This window comes from Afipia broomeae ATCC 49717, assembly GCF_000314675.2.
GTDB lineage: Bacteria > Pseudomonadota > Alphaproteobacteria > Rhizobiales > Xanthobacteraceae > Afipia > Afipia broomeae.
In genome coordinates, this window is the sequence record NZ_KB375282.1 from 860,383 (window position 1) to 884,385 (window position 24,003).

Annotated in this window: 22 protein-coding genes; 17 read left to right on the forward strand and 5 right to left on the reverse strand. The window is 58.5% G+C overall.

From position 1 onward, the window contains the following. Positions 1 to 25 precede the first annotated feature (25 nt). The 8 genes from HMPREF9695_RS04065 (at position 26) to HMPREF9695_RS04100 (ending at position 9,526) form a co-directional block, all read left to right on the forward strand. Positions 26 to 1,591 carry a class I adenylate-forming enzyme family protein gene (locus tag HMPREF9695_RS04065; RefSeq protein ID WP_006019529.1) on the forward strand — a complete coding sequence of 522 codons (1,566 nt, stop codon included), beginning with the start codon at positions 26 to 28 and terminating at the stop codon, positions 1,589 to 1,591. A gap of 1 nt (position 1,592) precedes the next feature. Next, entirely contained in the window at positions 1,593 to 3,056 is a 1,464-nt protein-coding gene (gene gabD / locus HMPREF9695_RS04070) for an NADP-dependent succinate-semialdehyde dehydrogenase (protein ID WP_006019530.1), read from the forward strand. A gap of 117 nt (positions 3,057 to 3,173) precedes the next feature. Continuing rightward, a complete protein-coding gene (locus HMPREF9695_RS04075) occupies positions 3,174 to 4,118 on the forward strand; it encodes an alpha/beta hydrolase (RefSeq protein ID WP_006019531.1) in 945 nt (314 codons plus the stop codon). Between the two features lie 258 nt (positions 4,119 to 4,376). Next, positions 4,377 to 5,366 (forward strand): fumarylacetoacetate hydrolase family protein, encoded by a 990-nt coding sequence (locus HMPREF9695_RS04080; protein ID WP_006019532.1) that lies wholly within the window; start codon positions 4,377 to 4,379, stop codon positions 5,364 to 5,366. 103 nt (positions 5,367 to 5,469) lie between these two features. Continuing rightward, the gene (locus HMPREF9695_RS04085; protein ID WP_041711861.1) at positions 5,470 to 6,267 is read left to right on the forward strand and encodes an enoyl-CoA hydratase/isomerase family protein; all 798 of its coding nucleotides are present in this window, start codon (positions 5,470 to 5,472) and stop codon (positions 6,265 to 6,267) included. 1 nt (position 6,268) lies between these two features. Beyond that, the gene (locus tag HMPREF9695_RS04090) at positions 6,269 to 7,531 is read left to right on the forward strand and encodes a CaiB/BaiF CoA transferase family protein (protein ID WP_006019534.1); all 1,263 of its coding nucleotides are present in this window, start codon (positions 6,269 to 6,271) and stop codon (positions 7,529 to 7,531) included. Positions 7,532 to 7,613: 82 nt separating this feature from the next. Beyond that, complete coding sequence (locus HMPREF9695_RS04095) at positions 7,614 to 8,831, forward strand: ABC transporter substrate-binding protein (RefSeq protein ID WP_006019535.1); 1,218 nt, start codon at positions 7,614 to 7,616, stop codon at positions 8,829 to 8,831. Positions 8,832 to 8,959: 128 nt separating this feature from the next. After that, the gene (locus tag HMPREF9695_RS04100) at positions 8,960 to 9,526 is read left to right on the forward strand and encodes a winged helix-turn-helix transcriptional regulator (protein WP_024919771.1); all 567 of its coding nucleotides are present in this window, start codon (positions 8,960 to 8,962) and stop codon (positions 9,524 to 9,526) included. A gap of 39 nt (positions 9,527 to 9,565) precedes the next feature. Here the strand turns inward: HMPREF9695_RS04100 and HMPREF9695_RS04105 are convergent, their stop codons facing one another. The 3 genes from HMPREF9695_RS04105 to HMPREF9695_RS04115 are packed head-to-tail and all read right to left on the reverse strand — an operon-like array spanning position 9,566 to position 13,282. Further along, on the reverse strand, positions 9,566 to 10,423 hold the full coding sequence (locus tag HMPREF9695_RS04105) for an FAD binding domain-containing protein (protein WP_006019537.1): 858 nt from the start codon (positions 10,421 to 10,423) through the stop codon (positions 9,566 to 9,568). Continuing rightward, a complete protein-coding gene (locus tag HMPREF9695_RS04110; RefSeq protein WP_006019538.1) occupies positions 10,420 to 12,792 on the reverse strand; it encodes a xanthine dehydrogenase family protein molybdopterin-binding subunit in 2,373 nt (790 codons plus the stop codon). The genes HMPREF9695_RS04105 and HMPREF9695_RS04110 overlap by 4 nt, the downstream gene beginning before the upstream one ends. Then, complete coding sequence (locus HMPREF9695_RS04115; RefSeq protein WP_006019539.1) at positions 12,785 to 13,282, reverse strand: (2Fe-2S)-binding protein; 498 nt, start codon at positions 13,280 to 13,282, stop codon at positions 12,785 to 12,787. The genes HMPREF9695_RS04110 and HMPREF9695_RS04115 overlap by 8 nt, the downstream gene beginning before the upstream one ends. Positions 13,283 to 13,611: 329 nt before the next feature. On the opposite strand from HMPREF9695_RS04115, the gene HMPREF9695_RS04120 reads away from it, so the two are divergent. The 9 genes from HMPREF9695_RS04120 (at position 13,612) to HMPREF9695_RS04160 (ending at position 22,319) form a co-directional block, all read left to right on the forward strand. Then, positions 13,612 to 14,055, forward strand: a complete 444-nt coding sequence (locus tag HMPREF9695_RS04120) for a winged helix-turn-helix transcriptional regulator (protein ID WP_245258712.1) — start codon at positions 13,612 to 13,614, stop codon at positions 14,053 to 14,055. Between the two features lie 290 nt (positions 14,056 to 14,345). Then, a complete protein-coding gene (locus tag HMPREF9695_RS04125; protein ID WP_006019541.1) occupies positions 14,346 to 15,959 on the forward strand; it encodes an ABC transporter substrate-binding protein in 1,614 nt (537 codons plus the stop codon). A gap of 21 nt (positions 15,960 to 15,980) precedes the next feature. Continuing rightward, entirely contained in the window at positions 15,981 to 16,994 is a 1,014-nt protein-coding gene (locus tag HMPREF9695_RS04130) for an ABC transporter permease (RefSeq protein WP_006019542.1), read from the forward strand. Further along, positions 16,991 to 17,890 carry an ABC transporter permease gene (locus tag HMPREF9695_RS04135; RefSeq protein ID WP_006019543.1) on the forward strand — a complete coding sequence of 300 codons (900 nt, stop codon included), beginning with the start codon at positions 16,991 to 16,993 and terminating at the stop codon, positions 17,888 to 17,890. Before HMPREF9695_RS04130 ends, HMPREF9695_RS04135 begins: the two co-directional genes overlap by 4 nt. 3 nt (positions 17,891 to 17,893) lie before the next feature. Beyond that, entirely contained in the window at positions 17,894 to 19,609 is a 1,716-nt protein-coding gene (locus HMPREF9695_RS04140) for a dipeptide ABC transporter ATP-binding protein (RefSeq protein ID WP_006019544.1), read from the forward strand. A 17-nt stretch (positions 19,610 to 19,626) separates the two neighbouring features. Then, on the forward strand, positions 19,627 to 19,809 hold the full coding sequence (locus HMPREF9695_RS04145; RefSeq protein ID WP_006019545.1) for a DUF4089 domain-containing protein: 183 nt from the start codon (positions 19,627 to 19,629) through the stop codon (positions 19,807 to 19,809). Beyond that, the gene (locus HMPREF9695_RS04150) at positions 19,799 to 21,214 is read left to right on the forward strand and encodes an AtzE family amidohydrolase (protein WP_006019546.1); all 1,416 of its coding nucleotides are present in this window, start codon (positions 19,799 to 19,801) and stop codon (positions 21,212 to 21,214) included. Before HMPREF9695_RS04145 ends, HMPREF9695_RS04150 begins: the two co-directional genes overlap by 11 nt. A 2-nt stretch (positions 21,215 to 21,216) precedes the next feature. Beyond that, positions 21,217 to 21,618, forward strand: a complete 402-nt coding sequence (gene hpxZ / locus HMPREF9695_RS04155) for an oxalurate catabolism protein HpxZ (RefSeq protein ID WP_006019547.1) — start codon at positions 21,217 to 21,219, stop codon at positions 21,616 to 21,618. A gap of 14 nt (positions 21,619 to 21,632) precedes the next feature. Further along, positions 21,633 to 22,319, forward strand: a complete 687-nt coding sequence (locus HMPREF9695_RS04160; protein WP_051054993.1) for a GntR family transcriptional regulator — start codon at positions 21,633 to 21,635, stop codon at positions 22,317 to 22,319. Positions 22,320 to 22,347: 28 nt separating this feature from the next. Here the strand turns inward: HMPREF9695_RS04160 and HMPREF9695_RS04165 are convergent, their stop codons facing one another. Both HMPREF9695_RS04165 and pncB read right to left on the reverse strand, forming a co-directional pair. Then, on the reverse strand, positions 22,348 to 22,587 hold the full coding sequence (locus HMPREF9695_RS04165; protein WP_006019549.1) for a DUF6489 family protein: 240 nt from the start codon (positions 22,585 to 22,587) through the stop codon (positions 22,348 to 22,350). Between the two features lie 101 nt (positions 22,588 to 22,688). Next, a complete protein-coding gene (gene pncB, locus HMPREF9695_RS04170; protein ID WP_006019550.1) occupies positions 22,689 to 23,993 on the reverse strand; it encodes a nicotinate phosphoribosyltransferase in 1,305 nt (434 codons plus the stop codon). Positions 23,994 to 24,003 lie beyond the last annotated feature (10 nt).

Genomic DNA, 24,003 nt, shown 5'->3' on the forward strand with positions numbered 1-24,003 from the left:
CGGAAAGCGACACGGGAGAGCAAATATGCTGCACACCGATTTGATAGCGCCGATTCCGGTGTTGCTCCAACGCCATGCAACGGATCGTGGATCGAAGATCGCCTATCGTGATGCGTCATCGAAGGTGACTTACGCTGAGCTCGCAACGCGCACAGGTAATCTTGCCGGACACCTTGCGGACAACGGAATTCAGGCTGGCGATAAAGTCGCGATCTTTCTTCCGAATTCGGTGGCATGGATTGAGAGCTGCCTGGCGATCAATCGCGCGGGCGCGATTAGCGTGCCGATCAGCTATGAAGCTACCGAATCGGAGATTCTGTATCGATTGCAGGATGCAGATTGCTCTGGCGTCATCACCACGGACCAGCAAGCGTCGTTAATTGCAAGATTGCAGCAGCAACTGCCGGCTCTCGGTGTCAATGTCTTTGTTAGCCAGGGTGCGCAGCGGGGTGAGGGATTGCGTTACGAGGGCCTCGCGGCATCAGCACCAAGGTCGCAGCCGAAGGATCCGATCGAGATCGAGCAACCCGCATTCATTATCTATACATCCGGCACTACCGGCCGGGCCAAGGGCGTTGTTCTCTCGGTCCATAGTATGCTGTGGGTGACCGCAGCGTGCTGGGTACCGATCGCGGGGCTTTCGGAAAAGGACGTCGTGCTTTCGCCGTTGCCTTTGTTTCACTCGTATGCGCTGAATTTGTCGGTTCTCAGCATTCTTGCCGCGGGAGCGACCGAATACATCATGGATAAGTATTCGACGACCGAGGCGGTGCGTCTGTTAAAGACGGGCGAGTTCACCCTCTTTCCCGGCGTGCCGACAATGTTTCACTATTTTCTGGAAGCGACCAAGGCGGAGTCAGATCTGAGAATTCCGGGTTTGCGGCTCAGCGTGTCAGCCGGTGCCATCATGCCCGCTACGCTCAATCGGGAGTTTGAATCTCGTTTCGGGATCAAGCTACTGGACGGTTATGGGATTACCGAAACATCAACAATGGTGACGATGAATTGGCAAACCGGGACGCGGGTGATGGGGTCTTGCGGCCTGCCGCTTGGAGGTCTTGCCGTCCGGATTGTTTCGCCGGTAACGGGTGACGATGTCGCGATCGGCGAGGAAGGCGAACTGATCGTACGCGGACCCAACCTTATGAGCGGCTATCACAACAAGCCGCAGGAGACCGCGTCCGCGCTCCGCAAGGGCTGGTATCACACAGGCGACCTTGCCAAGAGCGATCGTGATGGATTTCTCACCATCACCGGACGCTTGAAGGAATTGATCATTCGTGGCGGCCAGAACATCGCGCCGGCTGAAATTGAGGAAGTCGTCAATACGATCGAGAATGTGGTCGACAGCGCGGTGGTTGGAATTCCCCATGAGCATTTAGGCGAGGTGCCGGCATTGTTCGTTGTTGCCAGGACGGGCACGAATGTAGGAACCAAGGACATCCTCGATCATTGCCGTGGGCATCTGTCGTCCTACAAGGTTCCGTTCTCGGTTCATTTCGTGGACGAGATTCCGCGCACGGGATCGGGTAAGATTATCCGGTTTAAATTGCGCGAAACGCTCGTCACACCCGTTAACAAGGCATCATAAAATGGCTTCGAAACTGACCCTGAAAGACGCTTCTCTTCTGCGAGACGCCTGCTTTATCGGTGGCGAGTGGGTTGCCGCGGACGGCGGCGGCACCATCAAGGTCGACAATCCGGCGAATGGCGATCTGGTTGGCAGCGTCCCCAACATGGGCGCCGGCGAAACCAGGCGCGCGATTGAACTGGCAAATGCCGCGCTTCCAGCGTGGCGGGCAAAGACCGCTAAGGAGCGTTCAGCAATTCTGCGCAAGTGGTTCGACCTGATGATTGCCAATCAGGATGATCTTGCAGCCATCATGACGGCCGAACAGGGCAAGCCGTTGGCGGAGAGCAAGGGCGAGATCGCCTATGCGGCGAGTTTTATCGAGTGGTTCGCAGAGGAGGGTAAGCGCATTTACGGGGATACGATTCCGCCTTTCACTTCGGATCGACGCATCGTTGTTCTGAAGCAGCCTATCGGTGTATGCGCTGCGATTACGCCGTGGAATTTCCCAGCCGCAATGATCACCCGCAAGGCGGGACCGGCGCTTGCGGCAGGCTGTACGATGGTAGTGAAACCGGCCAGCCAGACGCCGCTCTCTGCACTGGCCCTGGCCGTACTTGCCGAAAGGGCGGGCGTGCCGAAGGGCGTGTTCTCCGTGGTGACGGGATCGGCCTCTGCGATCGGCGGCGAGATGACGTCCAATCCGATCGTGCGCAAGGTCACCTTCACGGGCTCGACCGAGATTGGCAAGAAACTGATGGAGCAGAGCGCGTCCACCGTGAAACGAACGTCGATGGAACTCGGCGGCAATGCGCCGTTCATTGTGTTTGACGACGCGGACATCGATGCTGCCGTAAAGGGGGCGATGGCGTCAAAGTATCGCAATGCCGGGCAGACCTGCGTTTGCGTGAATCGTATTTTCGCGCAGGACAAGATTTACGACGCGTTCGTTGAAAGGTTATCGCAGGCGGTTCGTGGTCTGAAGGTCGGCGACGGGTTTGGTGAGGGTGTCACCATTGGACCGCTGATCAACATGGCTGCGGTCGAGAAGGTCGAAGAGCATATTGCCGACGCGACCGGCAAGGGTGCCAGGGTGGCGGTGGGCGGTAAGCGTCATGCTCTCGGGCGGACTTTTTACGAGCCGACAGTGCTAACCGGCACGACGCCGGATATGCTGATTTTTCGAGAGGAGACGTTCGGTCCGGTGGCTCCGGTGTTCAGGTTCAAGACTGAAGAAGAGGCTATCCGCCTCGCCAACGACACCGAATTCGGGCTGGCCGCCTATTTCTACGGCCGCGATATCGGCCGGGTATGGCGCGTCGCCGAGGCGCTTGAGTACGGCATGGTCGGCATCAACGAAGGCATCATTTCAACCGAGGTCGCCCCCTTCGGCGGTGTCAAGGAAAGCGGCAATGGCCGCGAGGGCTCCAAGTACGGCATCGAGGATTATCTCGAAATCAAGTACCTCTGTATGGGCGGAATCTGACAGTCGCTCATTCCAAACGCGACACTTCAAGAGGGGCAGCATCGACAGCGGAAAGGCCGCAGGTTAACAATTCCCGCAAGTAAAGATCACTGCCTGTCCTAGCCCACGGGGAGTTGTATGCCAGTTGTTCTTGATCCGGATGCAGCCGCTGTTCTTGACGCTTTCCGTGAAGCTCGCCGCCCGCCGTATGAAACGCTTTCTCCGGCTGAAGCCCGCCAGATGTATCTGGCGAGTCGCGTTGTTTCCAATCCCGAACCGCCCCGTATTGCATCGGCGGAATCGATAACGATACCTGGGCCGGGTGGAGCGATTCCCGCGCGCCTCTACAAGCCCCTGACCTTGAGACAGGCAGAGGGGCTGTCACCGTGCCTTATTTTTTTTCACGGTGGGGGCTGGGTCATCGGCAATCTCGATTCCCATGATGTGGTCTGCCGCACGCTTGCCGATGAGGGGCAGCTCATTGTGGTGTCGATCGACTATCGGCTCGCACCAGAGCACAAATTTCCCGCGGCGGTCGATGATGCCATTGCCGCGACGGAGTGGATTTCTGCTAACGCCCGTAAGTTGAAGATAGACCAGACCCGGCTGATGGTGGGCGGCGACAGTGCCGGCGGTAACCTCGCTGCAATCGTAGCCATCAATGCGCGGGTTGCGGGACCGAAAATCGCTGGTCAGGTTCTGATCTACCCTGCGACCGATTTTTCAATGAGCCATCCCTCTCACACGGAGCCTGAGACCGACGCCTTGCTGACTCATTCCGTGGTCCGCTGGTTTCGCGGGCACTATCTGAGCAATGAAGCCGACTCCGGAGATTGGCGGGCTTCTCCGGCGGTCGTGGAGCAGCTTGAAGGTTTGCCTCCTGCAATTGTGCTGACGGCCGGAGCTGATCCGTTGCGCGACGAAGGCGATGAGTTCGCCAGGCGGCTCAGCGATGCGGGCGTGCCGGTCGCGCACCGGACATATCCCGGTCAATTCCACGGCTTTATCACCATGGGCAAACTCCTTCCCAAGGCGAATGACGCGCTGCGCGAAATCGGCAACTGGCTGAAGGCCCTGGGATAACCCACACCGGTTTTGCGCCGGCCTCTGCATGGCTGCCCTGCCGCAGGACTTTGCTGACGATCTCGCTGCGGAGACTCGAATGGTCTCAAGCAGATGCGCGCGGTACGGCGGCTGCGATTCTGGCTTTAGAGACATCGGCCGTTCTCCGACGCGCAGTTCGCGGAGATAATGACTTGCAAAATGCAAGTCATTATCTATTCTGAGCGAAACGGAGCGGAAATTTCAGCTCCTGCCAAAAAATCACGGAGGAATGGGCTGGTGAAGCTTGCAACATGCCGTCTGAATGACAAGGAACGCGTCGCGATTGTGCATCACGGCGACACGAGTTTGTTCGATATCGCTGCGGCCTCTTCACGCGCCGGAAATGCCAACCCGGCATTCAATTCCATGATCGCGCTGATTGACGGCGGCGAGGCTGCGCTCGATCAGGCCAGAGCATTGTTCGAGCGTTATGGCCGCGACGCGGATTTGTCGACGGCTGTCTCTAACGCCGAAATCCTGGCGCCTCTTCCAGAGCCGCGTCAGATGCGGGACGGCATGTCGTTTCCGCTGCACATCCGCCAGTCGCCTCGCGGCCAACTGAAGCTTAAGGCCCGCGCGGAAGGCAACAAAGCTGAATTGGCCCGCCTCGAAGCAGAGCCATTGCCCGAACTTCCTGAAATTTACCGCAAGCAGCCGATTTACTACATCACCAATCGATTCAGTGTGAAGGGCACCAACACGACCGTCAAATGGCCGCGCTACAGCAACGTCATGGACTATGAGCTTGAATTCGGCGTCGTCACCAAGGGCAAGGGTGCGAACATCTCGGCTGCAAAGGCGCGGGATCATATTTTCGGCTATACGATCTTCAACGACTTTTCTGCTCGCGATGCCCAGCGTGTCGAGATGGAAGGCCGGCTCGGCCCTGCAAAGGGTAAAAGCTTCGATGGCGGCAATGTGCTCGGGCCGTGGATCGTTACGCCCGATGAAATCGGCGATCCCTACAAGCTGAATATGGAAGTTCGCGTCAATGGAGAGGTTCGCTCCAAAGGTGTGAGCGATGGCATGCTCTTCTCGTTTGAAGAGATCATCCAGCATGTCACCCAGGACGAGACCTTGATGCCGGGCGAGTTCATCGGCTCCGGTACGGTCGGAAATGGATGCGGCCTCGAACTTGGCTGGTTCCTTGAGCATGGGGACGAGATTGAGCTCGAGGTTCAGAACATCGGCGTGCTGAAGAACCGCGTCGAGCGGCAGGATGGCTGACCTGCGTCAATCTAAACTTGCAAACTGAAAGTCGTTAGCTAGGCTTGATTTATCAAAGGCATCGGCGCGGATGAATGCGCCTGCGAAAAACGGGAGAGTCGTCTTGTCTGAGGATGCACTGGTTACGCGCGAACAGCGCGGCAATATCTCAATACTGACCATGGTTTATCGGCCCTATAATTTGCTGGGCCCCAAGCTCATCAACGCCATTGTTGAAAAAGTTGAAGAAGCGCAGAAAGACGGCAGCCGTGCGATCGTGATCCGCAGCGGCTTGCGGCATTTTTCCGCGGGCGCCGATCTCGACATCTTCGACAAGCGTGTTTCGGAAGGCAGCGGCGATCAGACCAACGAGAATCGGCGGCTCACCGGTGTTGAATTCCTTCGGTTCATGGAATTACTGCCGATCCCGCTGATCGCCAGCGTGCACGGTGTCTGCCTTGGCGGCGGGCTCGAACTCGCATTGAGCTGCGACTACATCATTGCGGCGTCGTCGGCGAAGATCGGTTCGGTGGAGGCGACGCTTGGGCTTCATCCGCTGCTCGGTGGAATCCAGCGTCAGGTCCAGCGCATCGGCGCACAGCGCGCCAAGGAAATGTCCATGCTGGCGCGGCGCTACGATGCGCCGACCTTGGAGAAATGGGGCTTGATCAATCTCACCGTGCCTGAGGAGTCGCTGGAAAGCGCGACGATGTCGGTTGCGGAAGAGTTCGCGCAGGGGCCGACATTGGCTCACGCGGCCACCAAGCAGCTCGTGCATGTTGCAGTCAATGAAGGCGTTGACGCTGCTGACGAGGCCATGGCCCGTATTCAGGCGCCGATCTGGTCATCCGAGGATCTCAAGGCCGGTCTTGCATCCTTCCGCAAGAACGGTCCGGGTCTCGCCAAATTCGCGGGGCGCTGACATGAGTGGCCCTCTTAGCGGAATCCGCATCGTCGATTTCTCCCGCGTGCTGGCGGGTCCCTTGTGTGCACGTACGTTGCAGGACCTCGGTGCCGAGGTCATCAAGATCGAACCGCCGAGCCCCGATGTGTCGCGCTTTGCGTTTCCATCGACGGATGGCATGTCGGGCTATTACGCCCAGCAGAACGCCGGAAAACGCAACGTCAGCATCAATCTGAATCTGCCGGGCGCGTATGAGCTGGTGCTTAAGCTGTGTGACACGGCGGACATTGTGGTCGAAAACTTTCGCGCGGGAACGCTCGGCTTCTTCGGCCTCGATTACGAAACGTTGTCGAAGCGCAATCCGCGCTTGATCTATGCGTCCATCACAGGCTATGGCCAGAGTGGCCCGTGGCGCAGCCGCATGGCCTACGCACCGACGGTGCAGGCCGAGGCGGGATTCACGCACAACAGCGTGCGGCACTACGGCGAAGCGCTTGCGGAGCCGCGCACCGACAGCCTGTCGCATGCCGACGTCTACACCGGGCTCCAAGCGGTCATCGCCATTCTCGCCGCGCTCAACAGCCGTCAGAAGTCGGGTAAGGGCCAATACATCGATGTGGCCATGGCGGCAACGCTGCTGGCGATCAATGAGCGTGCCCATCTCGATATGTCCGATGACGATATCGGCGCGGAGCCCGCGATCCTTGGCGCAACGGATTGCTCGTTTTTCACCGGGCCGAACGGTGAGCATTTCACGGTGGCGACCAGCATCGTCGGAAGCCGCACGTTTCCGTCATGGCTGCGCGCTATGCGGAGGGTCGATCTGATGGACGATCCGCGGTTCTCGTCGGCCGCGGCCCGCCGTCTGAATTTCGGTGCGTTGCATCAAATCATCCAGTCGTGGATGCTGACGTTCCCCGACATGGCGACCCTCGATGCACAATTCGATGAAGCCAAGATCGCGATGGGCGAGATCCGCTCGACCAAGGATCTCATCAAATCGGAGTGGAGTGAATACTGGGGTGCAGTCCAACATGTGTCGGATCGTAACGGTGGCGAATATCGTCTGCCGGGCCGGCCGTGGCATTTCTCCGGCGATGAGCTGACGCCGATCGGAACACCGGCTTTCCAGGGTGAGCACAACTATGCGGTGTTCAGAGAACTCGGCATCCCCGAGTCGGAATTGAAGCGTCTGGCAGAGGCAGGTGTGCTCGTTTCGCATCCTCGCGCATCGCAGCCGGAGCCGTCTGTAAAGGCGAAGGAATCCGGCCAGGCGGCCTGATTAATCCTGTTTCACGGATCGAGATCGTCGGCCGCGCGTCATGCGCGGCCGAAACGGGAAATTGTGTCTGGAGGACGCCGAGATGCGCGCAATCACATCCATGGCCTGTGCAATGGCGATTGCCATACTCGCCTGCGGCGATGCCGGCGCCGCGGAGAAGAAATACGATACTGGCGCAACCGACAGTGAGATCAAGATCGGCAACACCATGCCTTATAGCGGGCAGGGTTCCGCGTGGAGCCTGATTGGGAAGGCCGAGGCCGCATACTTTGACAAGGTGAATGCCGAGGGCGGCGTGAATGGTCGCAAGATCAAATTCATCAGTTACGACGATGCCTACAGCCCGCCCAAGACAGTGGAACAAACCCGCAGACTGGTCGAGAACGACGAAGTCTTGCTGCTGTTTAGCATGTTTGGTGTTCCGACCAACACGGCCATCCATAAGTATGTGAATACCAAGAAGGTACCGCATCTCTTTGTCGGTGGTGGCGGGTCGAAATGGAACGATCCAAAGAATTTCCCATGGACCACCGGATTCCAGCCGTCGTTTCTAACCGAGGGTAGGGTTTACGGCCAATACATTGCGGCTAATCACCCAGGCGGGAAGATCGCCGTGCTTTACCAGCACGACGATTACGGCAAGGACATTCTGAACGGTCTGAAGCAGGGTCTTGGTGCGAAAGCTTCGATGATCGTGGCGGAAGCGAGTTATGAAGTTTCGGTCCCGACGGTCGACTCCCAGGTCGTCGCGCTGAAGGCCAGTGGCGCCGATATCTTCATGAATTTCACCGGTCCGAAATTCGCAGCCCAGGCGATCCGGAAAATTGCAGAACTGGGATGGAAGCCGGTCCATATTCTCAACATTCCTTCGGCTTCGATCGGCAGCGTTATCAAACCTGCAGGATTCGATGTTTCGCAAGGTATTATCAGTGGCGGCTTTCTTAAGGACGCGACCGATCCGGCGATGGCCGGTGATCCGGGCGTCAGAGCCTACCTGGCCTTTCTGGAAAAATACTATGCCGGCGCCGATGTGACCGCGACAGGCAATGCGCAGGGCTATGTCATGGCGCAGACGATGGTGCAGGTTCTGAAGCAGGCCGGCGACGACCTCACCCGCGACAATGTCATGCGTCAGGCCTCTAACATCCCGAATTTTGAGGTCGATATGCTGATGCCGGGCATCAAGGTCAGTACCAGCCCGGATGATCTTGCCCCCATAAAATCCATGCAACTCCGCCGCTTGGTGGGAGAACGGTGGCAGCCGTTCGGCCCTGTCATCGACGCTACTTCCGGTCCTTGACAGTGCGGGGCAGCAAGACATCGAGGCGGTTCAAAACCCTACTAAATGCGGGCAGGAGGGTGCTGGACAGACGAACATAGGCCTCCGATATTGTGCGGCGGCAAGATTCGAGGATTGAAAGACCTGCAATGGCCGATGTGAAGCGAAGCCGTAATGCCAATAAGGAGTGTTCGGTGGCTCGCGCCATGGAAGCTGTGGGAGACCGGTGGTCGATCCTGCTGCTGCGCGAGGCCTATTACGGCGTCAAGCGCTTCGATGAATTCCAATACTATATCGGAATAGCTCCGAACATTCTCAGTACCCGCCTGAAGAAACTCGTCGACGCCGGGATCATGACCCGTGTTCCTCTGCCTGAACATGCCGGCCGATATGAGTATGTATTGACCGAAAAGGGCCGGGATTTTTTTCCGACCTATCTGGCGCTTAAAAAATGGGGTGACGACTGGCTAGCCGAGCCTGCGGGACCGCAGGTCGTTTTCCACGACCGGTCCAATGGGCAGGAGGTCCAGTATCCCCAATTGCTGACTGCGCGCGGTAAACCGCTCCATCTTGAAGATATCGAGATTGTTGCCGGCTCCGGTGCCGTCCCGTTTAACCGGAAGAGATTTGGTGCGGCCGCTGCTAGCCCCGCGGCTGACCGGGGCAGGACAGCCGCAAAGCCCCGTGGCTCATCTTCGAGACGGAAGAGCAAATAGACCGCGGGCGACCCCATTGCGGGTCGCGCACAGCTGCGATCATGCGGTCCCGACCAGCGACGTCAGCGCCCTTGCGACCTCCGTCTTGACGAGGTGTTGGCGATACTCTGCTGATGCATAGTGATCGGACAGACATGGGGCTTGCTCACTCGCAAGCCGCGCGGCTGCTTCGATCGTTTCTCGCCCAAGGGCTTTACCGGCCAGATATCCAGTTGCCGTATCGGCCGCGAAGGCGTGACCAGTCGCGCCGGTGATCCCGATGGCGATGTTCGAGACGACGCCATCATTCAGGGATGCGGCGACCGCAATTCCGACCACGGCATAGCCGCTCGCAGGGTGCCGGATCTTGCGGTACCTGAACTGAGTTCCGGTTTCAGGATGCGGAATATGGACCGCCACCAGAACTTCGTCAGTTTCAAGCGCAGTTGTGAATATGTCGACGAAGAAATCCGCTGCGCCGATGCGCCGGGAGCCGCTGGGACCTGCGATCTCCAGTTCTGCCTTCAGCGCGATAACGACGGCTGGCCAGTCCGCCGCGGGATCAGCGTTGGCCAGCGAACCGCCGATGGTGCCGCGATTGCGCACCTGGGGGTCGGCGATGATGTCCGCGGCCTGACGGAAGATCGGCAGTACGTCGTGCAACTCGCGAGATGCCAGGAGTTCAGCATGTTTGGTCAGCGCCCCGATCCTGATCCCGTCACCAACCTCGATTCCTTTCAGTTCTGCGATGCTTCCGATATCGATCAGCAACGCCGGCGATGCCAGCCGCAGCTTCAATGTCGGGATCAGCGTATGGCCCCCAGCAACGAGCTTCGTGCCATCGGGGTCCTTCTGCAACAGGCCGATCACCTCAGAGAGCGAAGTCGCGCGGACGTAGTCGAAGGATGCCGGGATCATTGAGTAACTCCTGCGCGTGCCTGTTGAACCGCGGACCAGATACGCGGTGGCGTCATAGGCATATCCAAATGCAAGATTTCGAACGGCGACAGTGCGTCGAGCACCGCGTGAACCATGCATGGCGGGGCTGCGATGGATCCGCTTTCGCCAACACCCTTGACGCCGATCGGGTTGGTTGGGGACGGCGTCTCCTGAAACGATGAGCGTATATTGGGAACATGCTCTGCGCGCGGAACTGCATAGTCCAGCAACGAGCCTGTCATCAATTGCCCGGTGTCCGGATCGTAACTAACCTCTTCGTACAGAGCCTGAGCGATGCCCTGCACAACGCCACCATGAATTTGTCCAGCTGCGAGCAGGGGATTGATGATCGTGCCGACATCGTCCACCGCGACATAGTCGAGGATATCGACCATGCCGGTTTCAGGATCGACTTCGATATAGGCCATATGGATTCCAGAAGGCGATCCCATACCAGCCGGATCGTAAAACGTCGTTTCGTCAAGACCCGGCTCCATACCGTCAGGCAGCTTGTGACCGACATAGGCCATGCGGGCGATCTTGCCGAAGCTGAGTGGTGCGATGTCTGTACCCGGCACGCTGAATTCCCCGGCCCGGTACGAAACGTCCTTTTCGTCGACCTCCAGCATGCTTGCTGCGATCTTCCTGGCTTTGGCGACGATCCGTTGCGATGTGACGTGAACGCTCGATCCGCCGACTGCCATGGAGCGGGAATTGAAAGTGCCGTGGCCGGCCTGAACCTGCCGCGTATCGCCCTGTACGATGTCGATGCTTTCGATCGGAATCTGAAGAACGTCTGCCGCGATCTGGGCAAGTGACGTGTTGTGGCCGTGGCCCTGGCTCATGGAGCCGGAGAAGATCGTGGCGCGCCCGCTCGAGTCGATGCTTACACGGGCGCTTTCCCAGCCTCCGCGATTGAATCCCATCAATGACAAGCGGCGCGATGGGGCCATGCCGCACATATGAGTGTAAGCGGCGACGCCAATGCCGCGATAACGGCCTTGACTGCGCAACTGATCGCGTTCGGCGATCCTCTCATCGTACTTGAAAACCTCCAGAGCTTTTGCCAGCAAGCCCTGGTAGTTGCCGCTGTCGTAGATCACAGCCGGTCCGTTATAAGGCCGATGAGGGAAGTCGGCGCGCTGAATGAAATTCCGTTTGCGCACTTCGACCTGATCGAGCTTCAGATGACGTGCGACCGCGTCGATGGCACGCTCCGCGATGTATCCGCCTTCGGGGCGGCCATAACCGCGGTAGGCATCGACCGGCACGGTATTGGTGACAACGACCCGGGAGAATGCCTCGTAGTTGTCGATCTTATACGTACCCGTGCCGAAGTTGACCGTGTTTACCGTGGGGCCGCCGGACGCCATATTCGATAGATAGGCACCGACGTTGCCGAGCGTTTCAACTCTCAGTCCGAGTATCTTTCCATCGTTGCGGAATGCAACCTCGATGGTCTCGGTATGGGCGCGCCCGTGGTTGGTGGATTGATGGCTCTCCGAGCGGGACTCCCACCATTTCACCGGCACGCCGAGCTGGCGCGCAAGATAAGGGCAGAGCAGTTCCTCGGGATAAAGATGCATCTTTGCGCCGAACCCGCCGCCGATGTCCGGCGCGACGATCCGGAGCTGGTGCTCAGGAATGCGGACCGTATCGGCGATCCAGCGCCTGTGCATGTGAGGAACCTGACTCTGAATGTTGACGGTCAGCGTTCCATCGACGTTCGGCTCCGCAAGGATGGAGCGCGTCTCCATACAGGTGGGTATCAGGCGGTTGTTGATCACACGAAGCTTGATCACGTGGTCCGCTTCGCTGGCGGCCTTCTTGTAGTCACCACCGCCAATCTTATAGAGCGTCGTAATGTTCTTCGGTACGTTGTCATGAAGCTGGGGCGCACCCTCGCGGATGGCGGCCTCTTCATCGATGACGGCAGGGAGCGTCTCGTAATCAACTTCGATCAATCCGACAGCGTCGTGAGCCAGGGCCTGCGTTTCGGCGACGACGACCGCAACGCATTCACCGACGAAGCGGACGCGATCCACCGCAACAACCGGACGATCTGGGACCTTGGTCCCCGGAATGACCCAGTTGGGTTCTATCGAGCCCATTTTTCCGACGAGGTCGGCACCGGACAAAACAAGATGAACACCTGGCGCGCTCTGAGCCGTAGAAAGATCAACATGCTTGATGACGGCATGGGCATGCGGCGAGCGGAGAATCGCCATGTGGAGCATGCCTGGCGACTTCATGTCGTCCGTATAGCGCCCCTTACCGGTAATGAACTTGAAGTCTTCGCGTCGCCGCAACGGCTGACCCATGTACCTGATGGCGGCTGCTTCAGTCATGATGATGTGCTCCCGCTGCAAGCGATTCAACTGCCCGTACGATGTTGTGGTAGCCGGTGCAGCGGCAAATGTTGCCTGTGAGGTTGTGGCGGATTTCGTCTTCCGTGGGATTCGGGTGTTGCTTGAGCAACTGGCGAACGCTCATGATCATTCCCGGCGTGCAGAAACCGCATTGCAGGGCGTGATGTTCGTGAAACGCTGCTTGAATGGGATGCAGAGCACCGCCAGCCGGTGCTAGGCCCTCGATCGTCGTGATGGACGACCCATCGGCCATCACCGCGAGAACGGTGCAGGATTTGACCGCTTGTCCATCGATATCCACGGTGCATGCGCCGCACTGCGAGGTGTCGCAGCCGACATGCGTGCCGGTCAGATTCAGATCGTCCCGAAGCAGATGGACCAGCAGCTTGCGCGCCTCCACCGACGCGGCCTGGCGTATGCCGTTGACGGTCAACGTCACCGTGTGTTGTTTTTCGTTGGTCTCTGGCACTTGTTCCTCCGATATACGCGTTGCCGTTCGACGGCTGTTCGATTGGGCGGATACCGCCGCTGCCTCAGGAGAAGCTGATGTTCGCTATATCGATAGCGACAGGTGCAGGGACGGCAGTGCTATCCGGGTTGCGGCGCAGCGCGCGCCGAAGCTTGCTCATGGTTGCCGTCCCTAGACCGCTTTTGCGATGTCGTTGTTTTCGCGCCGTCTCAGTCCGGTCCCGAGAAGACTGGACGGTCAGTTACTCTAATGATAAGAGTTACTAGGAGGCAAGTACTTTTATGAAGTCAAAAGGCTTTGAGGGAATGGCGTGCTCGATCGCCGGCGTATTGGCCGCGATCGGCGATCGATGGGCCGTGCTGATTTTGCGCGACCTCTCATTCGGTCTGAGCAAGTATGAGGATTTGCGCCGCTCGACCGGAGTGACCAACGCGACGCTGTCCGATCGGCTCAAGCACCTCGAAGAAAACGCGTTGATTGAGCGTCGCCGCTATCAGGTGAACCCAGAGCGCTACGAATACATTCTGACGCGAAAGGGCAGGGACACGATCCTGTTGACCCAGGCGCTGATTCAGGTGGGGGACAAGTGGGAGGTGTCCGGAAGGGCTGGGCCGCCGCTCAAGTTTACCAATCGAAAGACCGGCGGGGCCGTGAAGCTTGCGATGGTTGACCAGGACACAGGCGAAACCGTTCAACTGAACGACTTGCAGCCGCAAGCGGGTCCCGGGGCTGACGATCTCGTCCGGTGGCGCCTGACCTATCTGCGCAGCTAAGCAGGTGCGTTACGCACCGAGATCGCTGATCGAAATTGCTCACATTGGACCGCGATAATGCTGTGCGTTGGCTCGGACAAAATCTGTGCATTGCGAAAATGAGCACAAAAAATATGCATACGATCATCTTTGTATGCAATCTGATAGTTGCAAATAGCCGGCTTGCCCTTCTTGATTTCTGAAATCCATCAACAAGACAGCATCTTAGTCGGGTTTTAGTACCTTCTTAAGATTTGGCACGAAGCTTGCGAAGTCATCTCCAGCGAAGTCTCAACGCGTTGGAGAACATCATGAAGCGTCGCGATTTTCTGAAGACGGTCACCGGAGCAGCGGCGGGTGCAGCGCTACCGGGACCGGCGATCTGGTCTGCCGCAAAGGCGGACGCGCGGTCTGAAACGCTGCTGATCGTATCCGAAAGCGGCCCCAACAATCTGGATATCCACGGTGTCGGCACCAATGTGCCTGGATACGAAGTATCCTGGAATTGCTACGACCGCCTCATCACCCATGAGATGAAAACCGGCGCCAACGGCGTTCCGTATTACGACCGCGACAAGTTCAAGCCTGAACTGGCTGAGGACATGAACGTCGGCGATATGTCGGTGACGTTCAAACTGAAGAAAAAGGCCACCTTTCATGACGGCGCGCCGGTGACGGCAAAGGATGTGAAATGGTCGCTTGACCGTGCCGTGAGCGTCGGTGGCTTCCCGACTTTTCAGATGAGCGCAGGCTCGCTCACCAAGCCCGAGCAGTTCGTTATCGTCGACGACAATACAGTGCGCGTGGATTTCGCGAAGAAGGATCGCCTCACGATTCCTGATCTCGCGGTGATCGTTCCCTGCATCGTCAATTCCGAACTGGTGAAGAAAAGCGCGACCGAGAAAGATCCGTGGGGCCTCGAATACACCAAACAGAACACCGCGGGCTCCGGCGCCTATCAGGTCAAGAGCTGGACCGCCGGCACCGAAGTGCTGATGGAGCGCAACGAAAACTGGGTCGGCGGACCGATGCCGAAGATCAAGCGCGTTATATGGCGCATGGTCCCGCAGTCCGGCAACCGGCGGGCACTGCTGGAACGCGGCGATGCCGATATTTCCTATGATCTGCCCAACAAGGACTTCGTCGAGCTGAAGGATTCCGGCAAGCTCAACATTGTATCGACGCCATACTCAAACGGCGTTCAGTACATCGGCATGAACGTCACCCAGCCGCCGTTCGACAATCCGAAGGTGCGCCAGGCCGTCGCCTATGCGCTGCCTTACCAGAAGATTATGGATGCAGTGTTGTTCGGGCTCGCGAAGCCAATGTTCGGCGGCACCGGCGAGACGGAAGTCGCTTGGCCCCAGCCGCACAAGTTCAACACCGACATCGCAAAGGCCAAAGCTCTCCTCGCGGAGGCTGGTTACCCGAACGGCTTTGAAACCACGCTGTCGTTCGATCTCGGTTTTGCCGGTGTCAACGAGCCGCTTTGCATTCTGGTTCAGGAAAGCCTCGGCCAGATCGGCATCAAGACTACCATCAACAAGATCCCCGGCGCCAACTGGCGTACAGAGCTAAACAAGAAGGTGCTGCCGCTTTATACCAACGTATTCTCCGGATGGCTCGACTATCCCGAATACTTCTTCATCTGGTGCTACAGCGGCAAGAATTCGATCTTCAACACGATGAGTTACAAATCGCCGGAGATGGACAAGTTCATCAACGGCGCAGTCGATGCCGCCGCGGTCGGCGACACGCCCACCTACGAAAAGGACGTAAGGGGCTTTGTCGATCTCGCCTACACGGACATTCCGCGCATTCCGCTGTATCAGCCCTACGTCAACGTCGCGATGCAGAAGAATGTCTCAGGCTATCAGTACTGGTTCCATCGCCGTCTCGATTATCGCGCACTGGTGAAGGCGTAACGGTCAGGGCGGGGACGTTCCATGCTCGGCATGATCGGAAAAAGGCTGGCGTTTGCGATCCCGAGTTTGATCGGGGTCGTGATTGTAACGTTTCTTCTGACCCGCGCGCTGCCGGGAGATCCGGCGGCTTATTTCGCAGGACCTGCGGCGACCAAGGAGGCCATTGAGCAAATTCGCAAGAAACTCGGTCTCGACAAGCCGCTGATCGAGCAGTTTGTGCGCTACACTGTGGATTTGTCGAAAGGCGACTTCGGGAATTCGCTCACCACCGGCCAGCCGGTCGCAACGGAAATCCGCAATCGGCTGCCCGCGTCAGCAGAATTGACCCTGACCGGGTTGCTGATTGCCGTGTCGATTGCGATTCCGCTGGGTATTTTGGCTGCGACGCGGCCGGGCTCATGGATCGATCATCTCTGCCGCGTTCTGACAACTGCCGGCGTATCGCTGCCGGTGTTTTTCACGGGTCTGGTGCTTGTCTATGTGTTCTATTTCAAGCTTGGCTGGTCACCGGCGCCACTCGGCCGTTTGGATGTATTTGCCAGCGCGCCGCCTGCGGTTACCGGATTTTACCTGATAGACAGCTTGCTCGCACGAAACTTTGAGACGTTTCGTTCGGCGCTGAGTCAGTTGATCCTGCCCGCGGCTACGCTCGCGATCTTCTCACTCGCGCCGATTGCACGCATGACCCGCGCCTCGATGCTGGCCGTTCTGGCGTCGGACTTTGTCCGAACCGCGCGGGCAAGCGGACTATCTCCGTCCAAGGTCATCGTCACTTACGCGTTTCGCAACGCGATGCTGCCGGTGATTACCACGCTGAGCATGGTGTTCTCATTCCTCCTCGGCGCCAACGTGCTGGTGGAGAAAGTTTTCGCGTGGCCCGGTATCGGCTCCTACGCGGTTGAGGCGTTGATCTCGTCTGATTTCGCGCCGGTACAGGGCTTCGTTCTGACGATGGCAGTCATGTATGTGCTGCTTAACCTGGTCATCGACATTCTTTATGGCGTCATCGATCCGCGCGTGAGGTTGGAAGGATGAGCACTGTCGCACCCGTTGCCGAAATCGCATCAACCACCCAGGCCTCTGGCTTTAAGGCCACGCTCCAGCACGCACGATATATCCTGGGTGAGAACCTCGTCACGGCGTTCGCCTTCGGACTTCTTGTTCTGATTGTTTTTGCGGCGGTGTTCGGTCCCTCGATCGTGCCTTACGATCCGCTGGCCAGTAATACTGCCCAGGCGTTGAAGCCGCCCTCGGCGGCACACTGGTTCGGCACTGACCAGCTCGGGCGTGACATCCTGAGCCGGGTGATTGTTGCGACCCGGCTCGACTTCTTCATCGCAGCCGCTTCAGTCGTGCTTGTGTTCTTCATGGGCGGCATTGCGGGAATTGCCGCAGGCTATTTCGGTGGTTGGACCGATCGCATTGTGGGACGTATCGCCGACACCATCATGGCGTTTCCGCTATTCGTGCTTGCGATGGGCATCGTCGCTGCACTCGGCAACACAGTGCAGAATATCATTATTGCAACGGCGATCGTGAACTTCCCGCTCTACGTGCGCGTGGCGCGTGCCGAAGCCAACGTCCGCCGTGATGCGGGTTTCGTGCAAGCGGCCAGATTGTCCGGCAATGGCGAGTATCGAATCCTGCTCGGGCACATTTTGCCCAACATCATGCCGATCATGATCGTCCAGATGTCGCTGACTATGGGATACGCGATCCTCAACGCCGCGGGCCTATCCTTTATCGGGCTTGGTGTGCGTCCGCCGACGGCGGAGTGGGGGATCATGGTTGCTGAAGGCGCGACTTTCATGGTCTCGGGGGAATGGTGGATCGCATTCTTTCCCGGTCTCGCGCTGATGATCGCGGTGTTCTGCTTCAATCTGCTCGGCGACGGACTGCGCGACATCGTCGATCCGCAGCGGAGGACATAACGGATGACCGCGATGCCGTTGCTCGACGTCAATGACCTCACGGTCGAGTTTGCGACCCGGCGCGGCATCGTTCGCGCCATTCAGAAGGTCAATGTCAGTGTCGCCAAGGGCGAGACGCTGGGCATTGTCGGGGAATCCGGCTCCGGAAAATCGGTGACGTCTTATGCGGTGATGCGGATTCTCGACCGCGCCGGCAAGATTGCCGACGGTTCCATCATGTTTTCCGGGATCGACGTCAAGAATGCGTCCGAGACGGAGATGCGCGATTTGCGCGGGCGCGAGATGTCGATGATTTTCCAGAATCCGCGAGCCGCGCTCAATCCGATCCGAAAGGTCGGCGACCAGATCGAGGATGTGCTGCGCCAGCACGTTCAGGCGACATCCAATGACCGTGGCGAGAAGGCAATTGAAGCACTGGAACAGGTGAAAATCGCACGCCCGCGCGAACGCTACCATGCCTATCCATTTGAGTTGTCCGGCGGCATGTGCCAGCGCGTCGTCATTGCTCTCGCATTGGCATGCAATCCCCAGCTTCTGATCGCGGACGAGCCGACCACTGGTCTTGATGTTACCACCCAAAAGGCGGTGATGGACCTGATCGTGGAATTGACCAAAAGCCGCGGAATGTCCACCATCCTCATCACACACGATCTCGGGCTTGCGGCGGCTTATTGCGACCGCGTCATGGTGATGGAAAAAGGAAACGTCGTCGAGACCGCGCTTTCAAAGGATATTTTCGCCAAACCCGAGCATCCCTATACGCGCAAGCTGATGCGGGCGACCCCGAGACTCGGCGTTTCACTGCGGGATTTGCTGTCCGATGAGGACAGGGCTGCGTTGCCCGTTCCACGGGAAGGAATGGAGTCGGCGCAAGTGGATGCCACTCCGCTTCTGGTCGTCGACAAACTCGTCAAGGAATATCCACGTCAGGGTGTGTCAAAAACCCTGTCTTCGCTGTTCGGCCGTAAGCCGCCAGTCGAGCTGGAACAGTTTCGGGCCGTTGATGGCATCAGTTTCTCGGTCAATCGCGGGGAAAGCGTCGGCCTCGTCGGTGAATCCGGTTGCGGGAAATCCACCACATCCATGATGGTCATGCGCCTGCTCGACCAGACCTCGGGGCGGATCGTGTTTGGCGGCGAAGACATCAGCGCCATTGCGCCCAATGCCTTTGCGCGATTGCCGCTGCGCAAGCGCATCCAGATGGTGTTTCAGGATCCCACCGACAGTCTCAATCCGCGGTTCACGGCAGCGCGTGCCATTGCCGATCCGATCATCCAACTGGGTGACATTAAGGGCGGCGCTGCGTTGCGTGCCCGCTGCGAGGAATTGGCGTGTCAGGTCGGTTTACCGCTATCGCTGCTCGATCGCTTTCCGCATCAGATGTCTGGAGGTCAGAAGGCGCGTGTCGGCATCGCCCGCGCGATTGCGTTGAAGCCCGACCTGATCATACTCGATGAACCCACCGCCGCTCTCGACGTGTCGGTGCAGGCGGTGGTCTTGAATCTTTTGCATGATCTCAAGCAGTCGATGGGTATGAGTTACCTGTTCGTCTCACATGATCTGAATGTGGTGCGGCTCCTGTGTGATCGGGTCATCGTGATGCGCAGCGGGCGCATCGTCGAGCAAGGACAAACCGAGACAGTGCTTGGCGCACCCCAGGATGCCTATACACGCGAGTTGTTATCGGCGATTCCACATCCACCGCTTCCCGTGCATTGAAGGTTGCCGAGACAGACATGTCATCTGATCCGCTTGAAACTTACATCGATGCCGCCGCGGAAGTCCTTGGCCTGCCCATTCAGCCGGTCTGGAAGCCTGCTGTTCGCGCGAATCTGGACGTCTCGCTGAAGATGGCGCACATGATTCAGGAGTTTCCGCTGCCTGACGAAATCGAGCCGGCGAGCGTCTATGAAGCCTGATGCCGTCTTACCCGTCGAAATGGACTGGTCATCGGCATCGGAGATTGCCGATGCGGTTTCGTCTCGCCGGGTGTCCGCCATCGATGTAACCAATGGAGCGCTGAGGCGGATTGCGGCGCACGACTCCAGGCTGAATTCATTCACCGATCTCGTTGCCGCGCGCGCACGGGAGACAGCGAGCAGGGTCGACGCGACAATTGCTGCCGGCGGTGAAGCTGGCCCGCTTGCGGGCGTGCCGTTCGCGGTGAAGAATCTCTTTGACATCGAAGGCCTGCCGACCCGTGCCGGATCGAAGATCAATCGCGACCGTGCTGTTTCAAGCCGCGATGCGACTCTGATCGAACGTCTGGAGGCCGCGGGTGCGGTTCTGGTTGGCGCGCTCAACATGGGCGAGTATGCCTACGACTTCACTGGCGAGAATGTTCACGACGGTCCTTCGCGCAATCCGCATGATCTCACGCGGATGTCTGGAGGTTCATCCGGTGGTTCAGGCAGCGCGGTGGGCGGTGGCCTCGTCCCGTTGGCGCTCGGCTCAGACACCAATGGATCGATCCGTGTACCGTCATCATTTTGCGGGATCTTCGGCTTGAAGCCGACTTACGGCAGATTGTCGCGCGCCCGGTCATTTCCGTTTGTGGCAAGTTTTGATCATCTCGGGCCATTTGCGCGAACGACCAGGGATCTGGCGATCGCTTACGATGCAATGCAAGGACCCGATGCGGACGATGCGGCGTGCGTGGATCGTCCGATCGAGCCTGTGACCCAGTTGCTAGGGCAGGGCATTGGTAACTTGCGGATCGCTGTCGCAGGAGGTTACTTCAAGAGCTCTCTTTCACCCGAAGCGCGGGAAGCCGTGGCTCGTGTCGCAAACGCATTGTCGGTGACGCGGGAGGTTGAACTTCCGGAAGCCGCGCGGGCTCGCGCTGCGGCCTTCGTGATCACCACAAGCGAAGGAGCGTCACTGCATCTCGACCGGTTGCGGAGCCGCCCGAGCGATTTCGATCCAGCGGTCCGGGACAGGCTTTTCGCGGGGGCAATGATTCCGTCAGCATACGTGGATCGCGCGCAGAAATTTCGCCGTTGGTACCGGACAAAAGTCATGGAATTGTTCGAGATGGTCGATGTGATTCTGGCGCCGTCGACGCCGTGCGTTGCGCCAAAGCTTGGTCAAACGACTTTCGTTCTGGATGGAGTCGAGATGCTGGTTCGGCCTAACATTGGCATTCACACCCAGCCAATTTCGTTCATCGGGCTCCCGGTCGCCGCCGTGCCGGTCCCACTCAACCCGATGCCGATCGGTGTCCAGATCATTGCTGCGCCCTGGCGAGAGGATGTGGTCCTGCGCGTATCATATGCCCTCGAACAGGCCGGGGTGGTCCGTGCGCCACGTCCAAAGGAATTTTGAGAATGGCAATCGAGGTCAACTTGCCGGACGTCGTTGCCGAGGTGACAGAGGCCTTCGCGCGCTACGAGAAAGCGCTGACGTCCAACGATGTTACAACGCTCGACGCGCTATTCCGCAAGGACCCAAATACCATTCGCTACGGCATTGGCGAGAATCTCTACGGCTATGAGGCAATTGCCGCATTTCGTGCGGCACGCAATCCGGCAGGTCTGATGCGAGAGCTGTCGAAAACAGTCATCACCGCCTATGGCCGCGATACTGCGGTCGCTTCCACGCTATTCAGTCGGACATCTGCGCCTGGCAGAGTGGGGCGGCAGATGCAGACATGGGTGCGTTTCGCGGACGGCTGGCGGATCGTGGCTGCCCATGTAAGCCTGATCGACACACCGAATGAAAAGCCATGATCATTGAACCGGAAATGTCGGCAGGTGAAGCACGGGCAGCACGCGGAACTGCGGCTACAGGCAAGCGCACGCTCGCGGAAGAATTACGGTTGCAACTGGCCGACGATATTGTCCGCGGGGCACTGGAGCCGGGATCCTCGCTTGACGAATCCGAGATTGCGAGGCGTTTCAATGTTTCGCGCACACCGGTTCGTGAAGCGCTTCGGCAGTTGGTGGCTAGTGGTCTGGTAAATTCGCGCGCCCACCGCGGCGCGGTGGTGGCGAGACCGACCATCGAGCAGCTCAACAGCATGTTCGAGGCGATGGCTGAACTTGAAGCTTTATGTGCGGGCCTTGCCGCCGAACGGATGCCAATTGTTCAACGGAGCGAACTGGAGGTGCTCCATGAGCGGCTGCGGTTCTTGAGTTATGATGGCAATCCGCAGTTATTTCATGAAGCCAACGAGGCATTCCATAACGCAATCTATGCTGGCTCCCAGAATGGGTATGTCGCTGAAATGGCTTTAGCGACACGGGTTCGTGTGCAGCCGTTCAGGCGAGCGCAGTTCCGTAATCTCGGCCGTCTTGCGAAATCCTACGTTGAGCACGACAGGGTCGTTGTGGCCATCATGCGCGGCGACAAGACGGGAGCTGCGAACGCCATGCGCGATCACATTGAAACCGTTCGCGAGGAATACGAAGTTTACGCGGTGTCGCTGTAGAGTTCGAATCTGCGGATCGCGGTACGTTCTACTTTTTGGTCCCTGCGCCGGCCAGTCCGCCGAACATCTTGAACATGTCGCCGATCTGTTCGGGGTTGAACGACATCCAGTTGCGCAGGATCGCGTCGGGCGACATGCTGGCAACACCGGCAAGAAGCCTTTCCTCGATCTGTTTCATGGCTTTTTCCTGCATCGGCTGGATGTTCGGAAGACCAAGGAACTCGCGGGCTTCCTGCGGTGTGCAGTCAATGTTGACCGTTATTTTCATGAGTTCGCCCCTCAACGGTGACCACGTGTCATAGGATCGTGGCCTTGTGCGTAAACTATACGCGATGAATCTCAAATGGAAATTGGTCCCGAACCGCGCAGCTACACGTGAACCGCGCTTCGGACGCGGCCTGCGTTGCCGAACACGCGCAAATAGCGGGCAATCTCGGAAGGATTGCCGGTCGCCTTTTCAGGATTGTCAGAAAGCTTGACGGCCGGCCGTCCGTTGACGGCAGTCACCTTGCAAACCAGCGAAATCGGATCGAGATCGGCAGTGCCGTCCGGCGCGCATCCGACGAAGTCGTTGGTGAGGTTTGTGCCCCAGCCAAAGCTCGTTCTGACGCGCCCCGCAAAATATCGATGCGTTTCCTCGATCGATCCGACATCCATCCCGTCGGAGAAGATCAGAAGTTTTTCTTTCGGATCGCGGCCCTTCTCCTTCCACCATTTGATGATTTCTTCGCCCGCCGCGATCGGCGGCGCGCTGTCGGGCCGAAAGCCGGTCCAGTCCGCCACCCAATCCGGAGCGTCGCGCAGAAATGCTTTTGTGCCGAACGCATCGGGCAAGGCGATAAGAAGGTTTCCATCGTAGGTGTGGCGCCATTGATCGAGGATGAGGTAGGGCGCCCAGCGAAGTTCGTCGTCGTCCTTCGCCAGGGCAGCCGCTACCATCGGTAGTTCATGTGCGTTCGTGCCGATAGCTTCGAGGTCATTGTCCATCGCGAGCAATACATTCGATGTGCCGGTGAACGCCGGCCCCAATCCTTCCTTGACGGCTTCCACACACCAGCGCTGCCAGAGAAAGCCGTGCCGCCGCCGCGTTCCGAAATCCGAGAGCCGCAAGCCTTCCAGTTTGCGCAGCCGCTCGACCTTGGACCAGAGTTTCGCCTTGGCGCGTGCATAGAGCACGTCGAGAACGAAGCGCCCCTGGCCCTTCATCGCTTGCCGCGACCGCAGTTCATTGATGATTGCAAGAGCGGGAATTTCCCACATCGTGGTGTGGGTCCACGGTCCGTGGAAATGCAGTTCGTATTGGCCGTCGACTGTATGGAGCTCGTATTCCGGAAGCTGGAAGGTCGCGAGCCAGTTGATGAAATCCGGCGAGAACATCTGGGTCTTGCCGTAGAAGGTGTTACCCGCGAGCCAGATCAGTTCTTTCTTGGCGAAGCGTACTGTACGGGCATGATCCAACTGCGCGCGAAGTTCTCCCTCGTCGATCACCTCGCCAAGGCGGACGTGATGGGTGCGGTTGATCACCGAAAACGTCACATGCTCGTCCGGATAGAATTCCCGGATCATCTGAAGCATCAGGAGCTTGTAGAAATCGGTGTCGAGCAGGCTGCGGACGATCGGATCCAGCCGCCAGCCGTGATTGTAGGTTCGTGAAGCGATATCTGTAATAGCCATGCGGGGATCA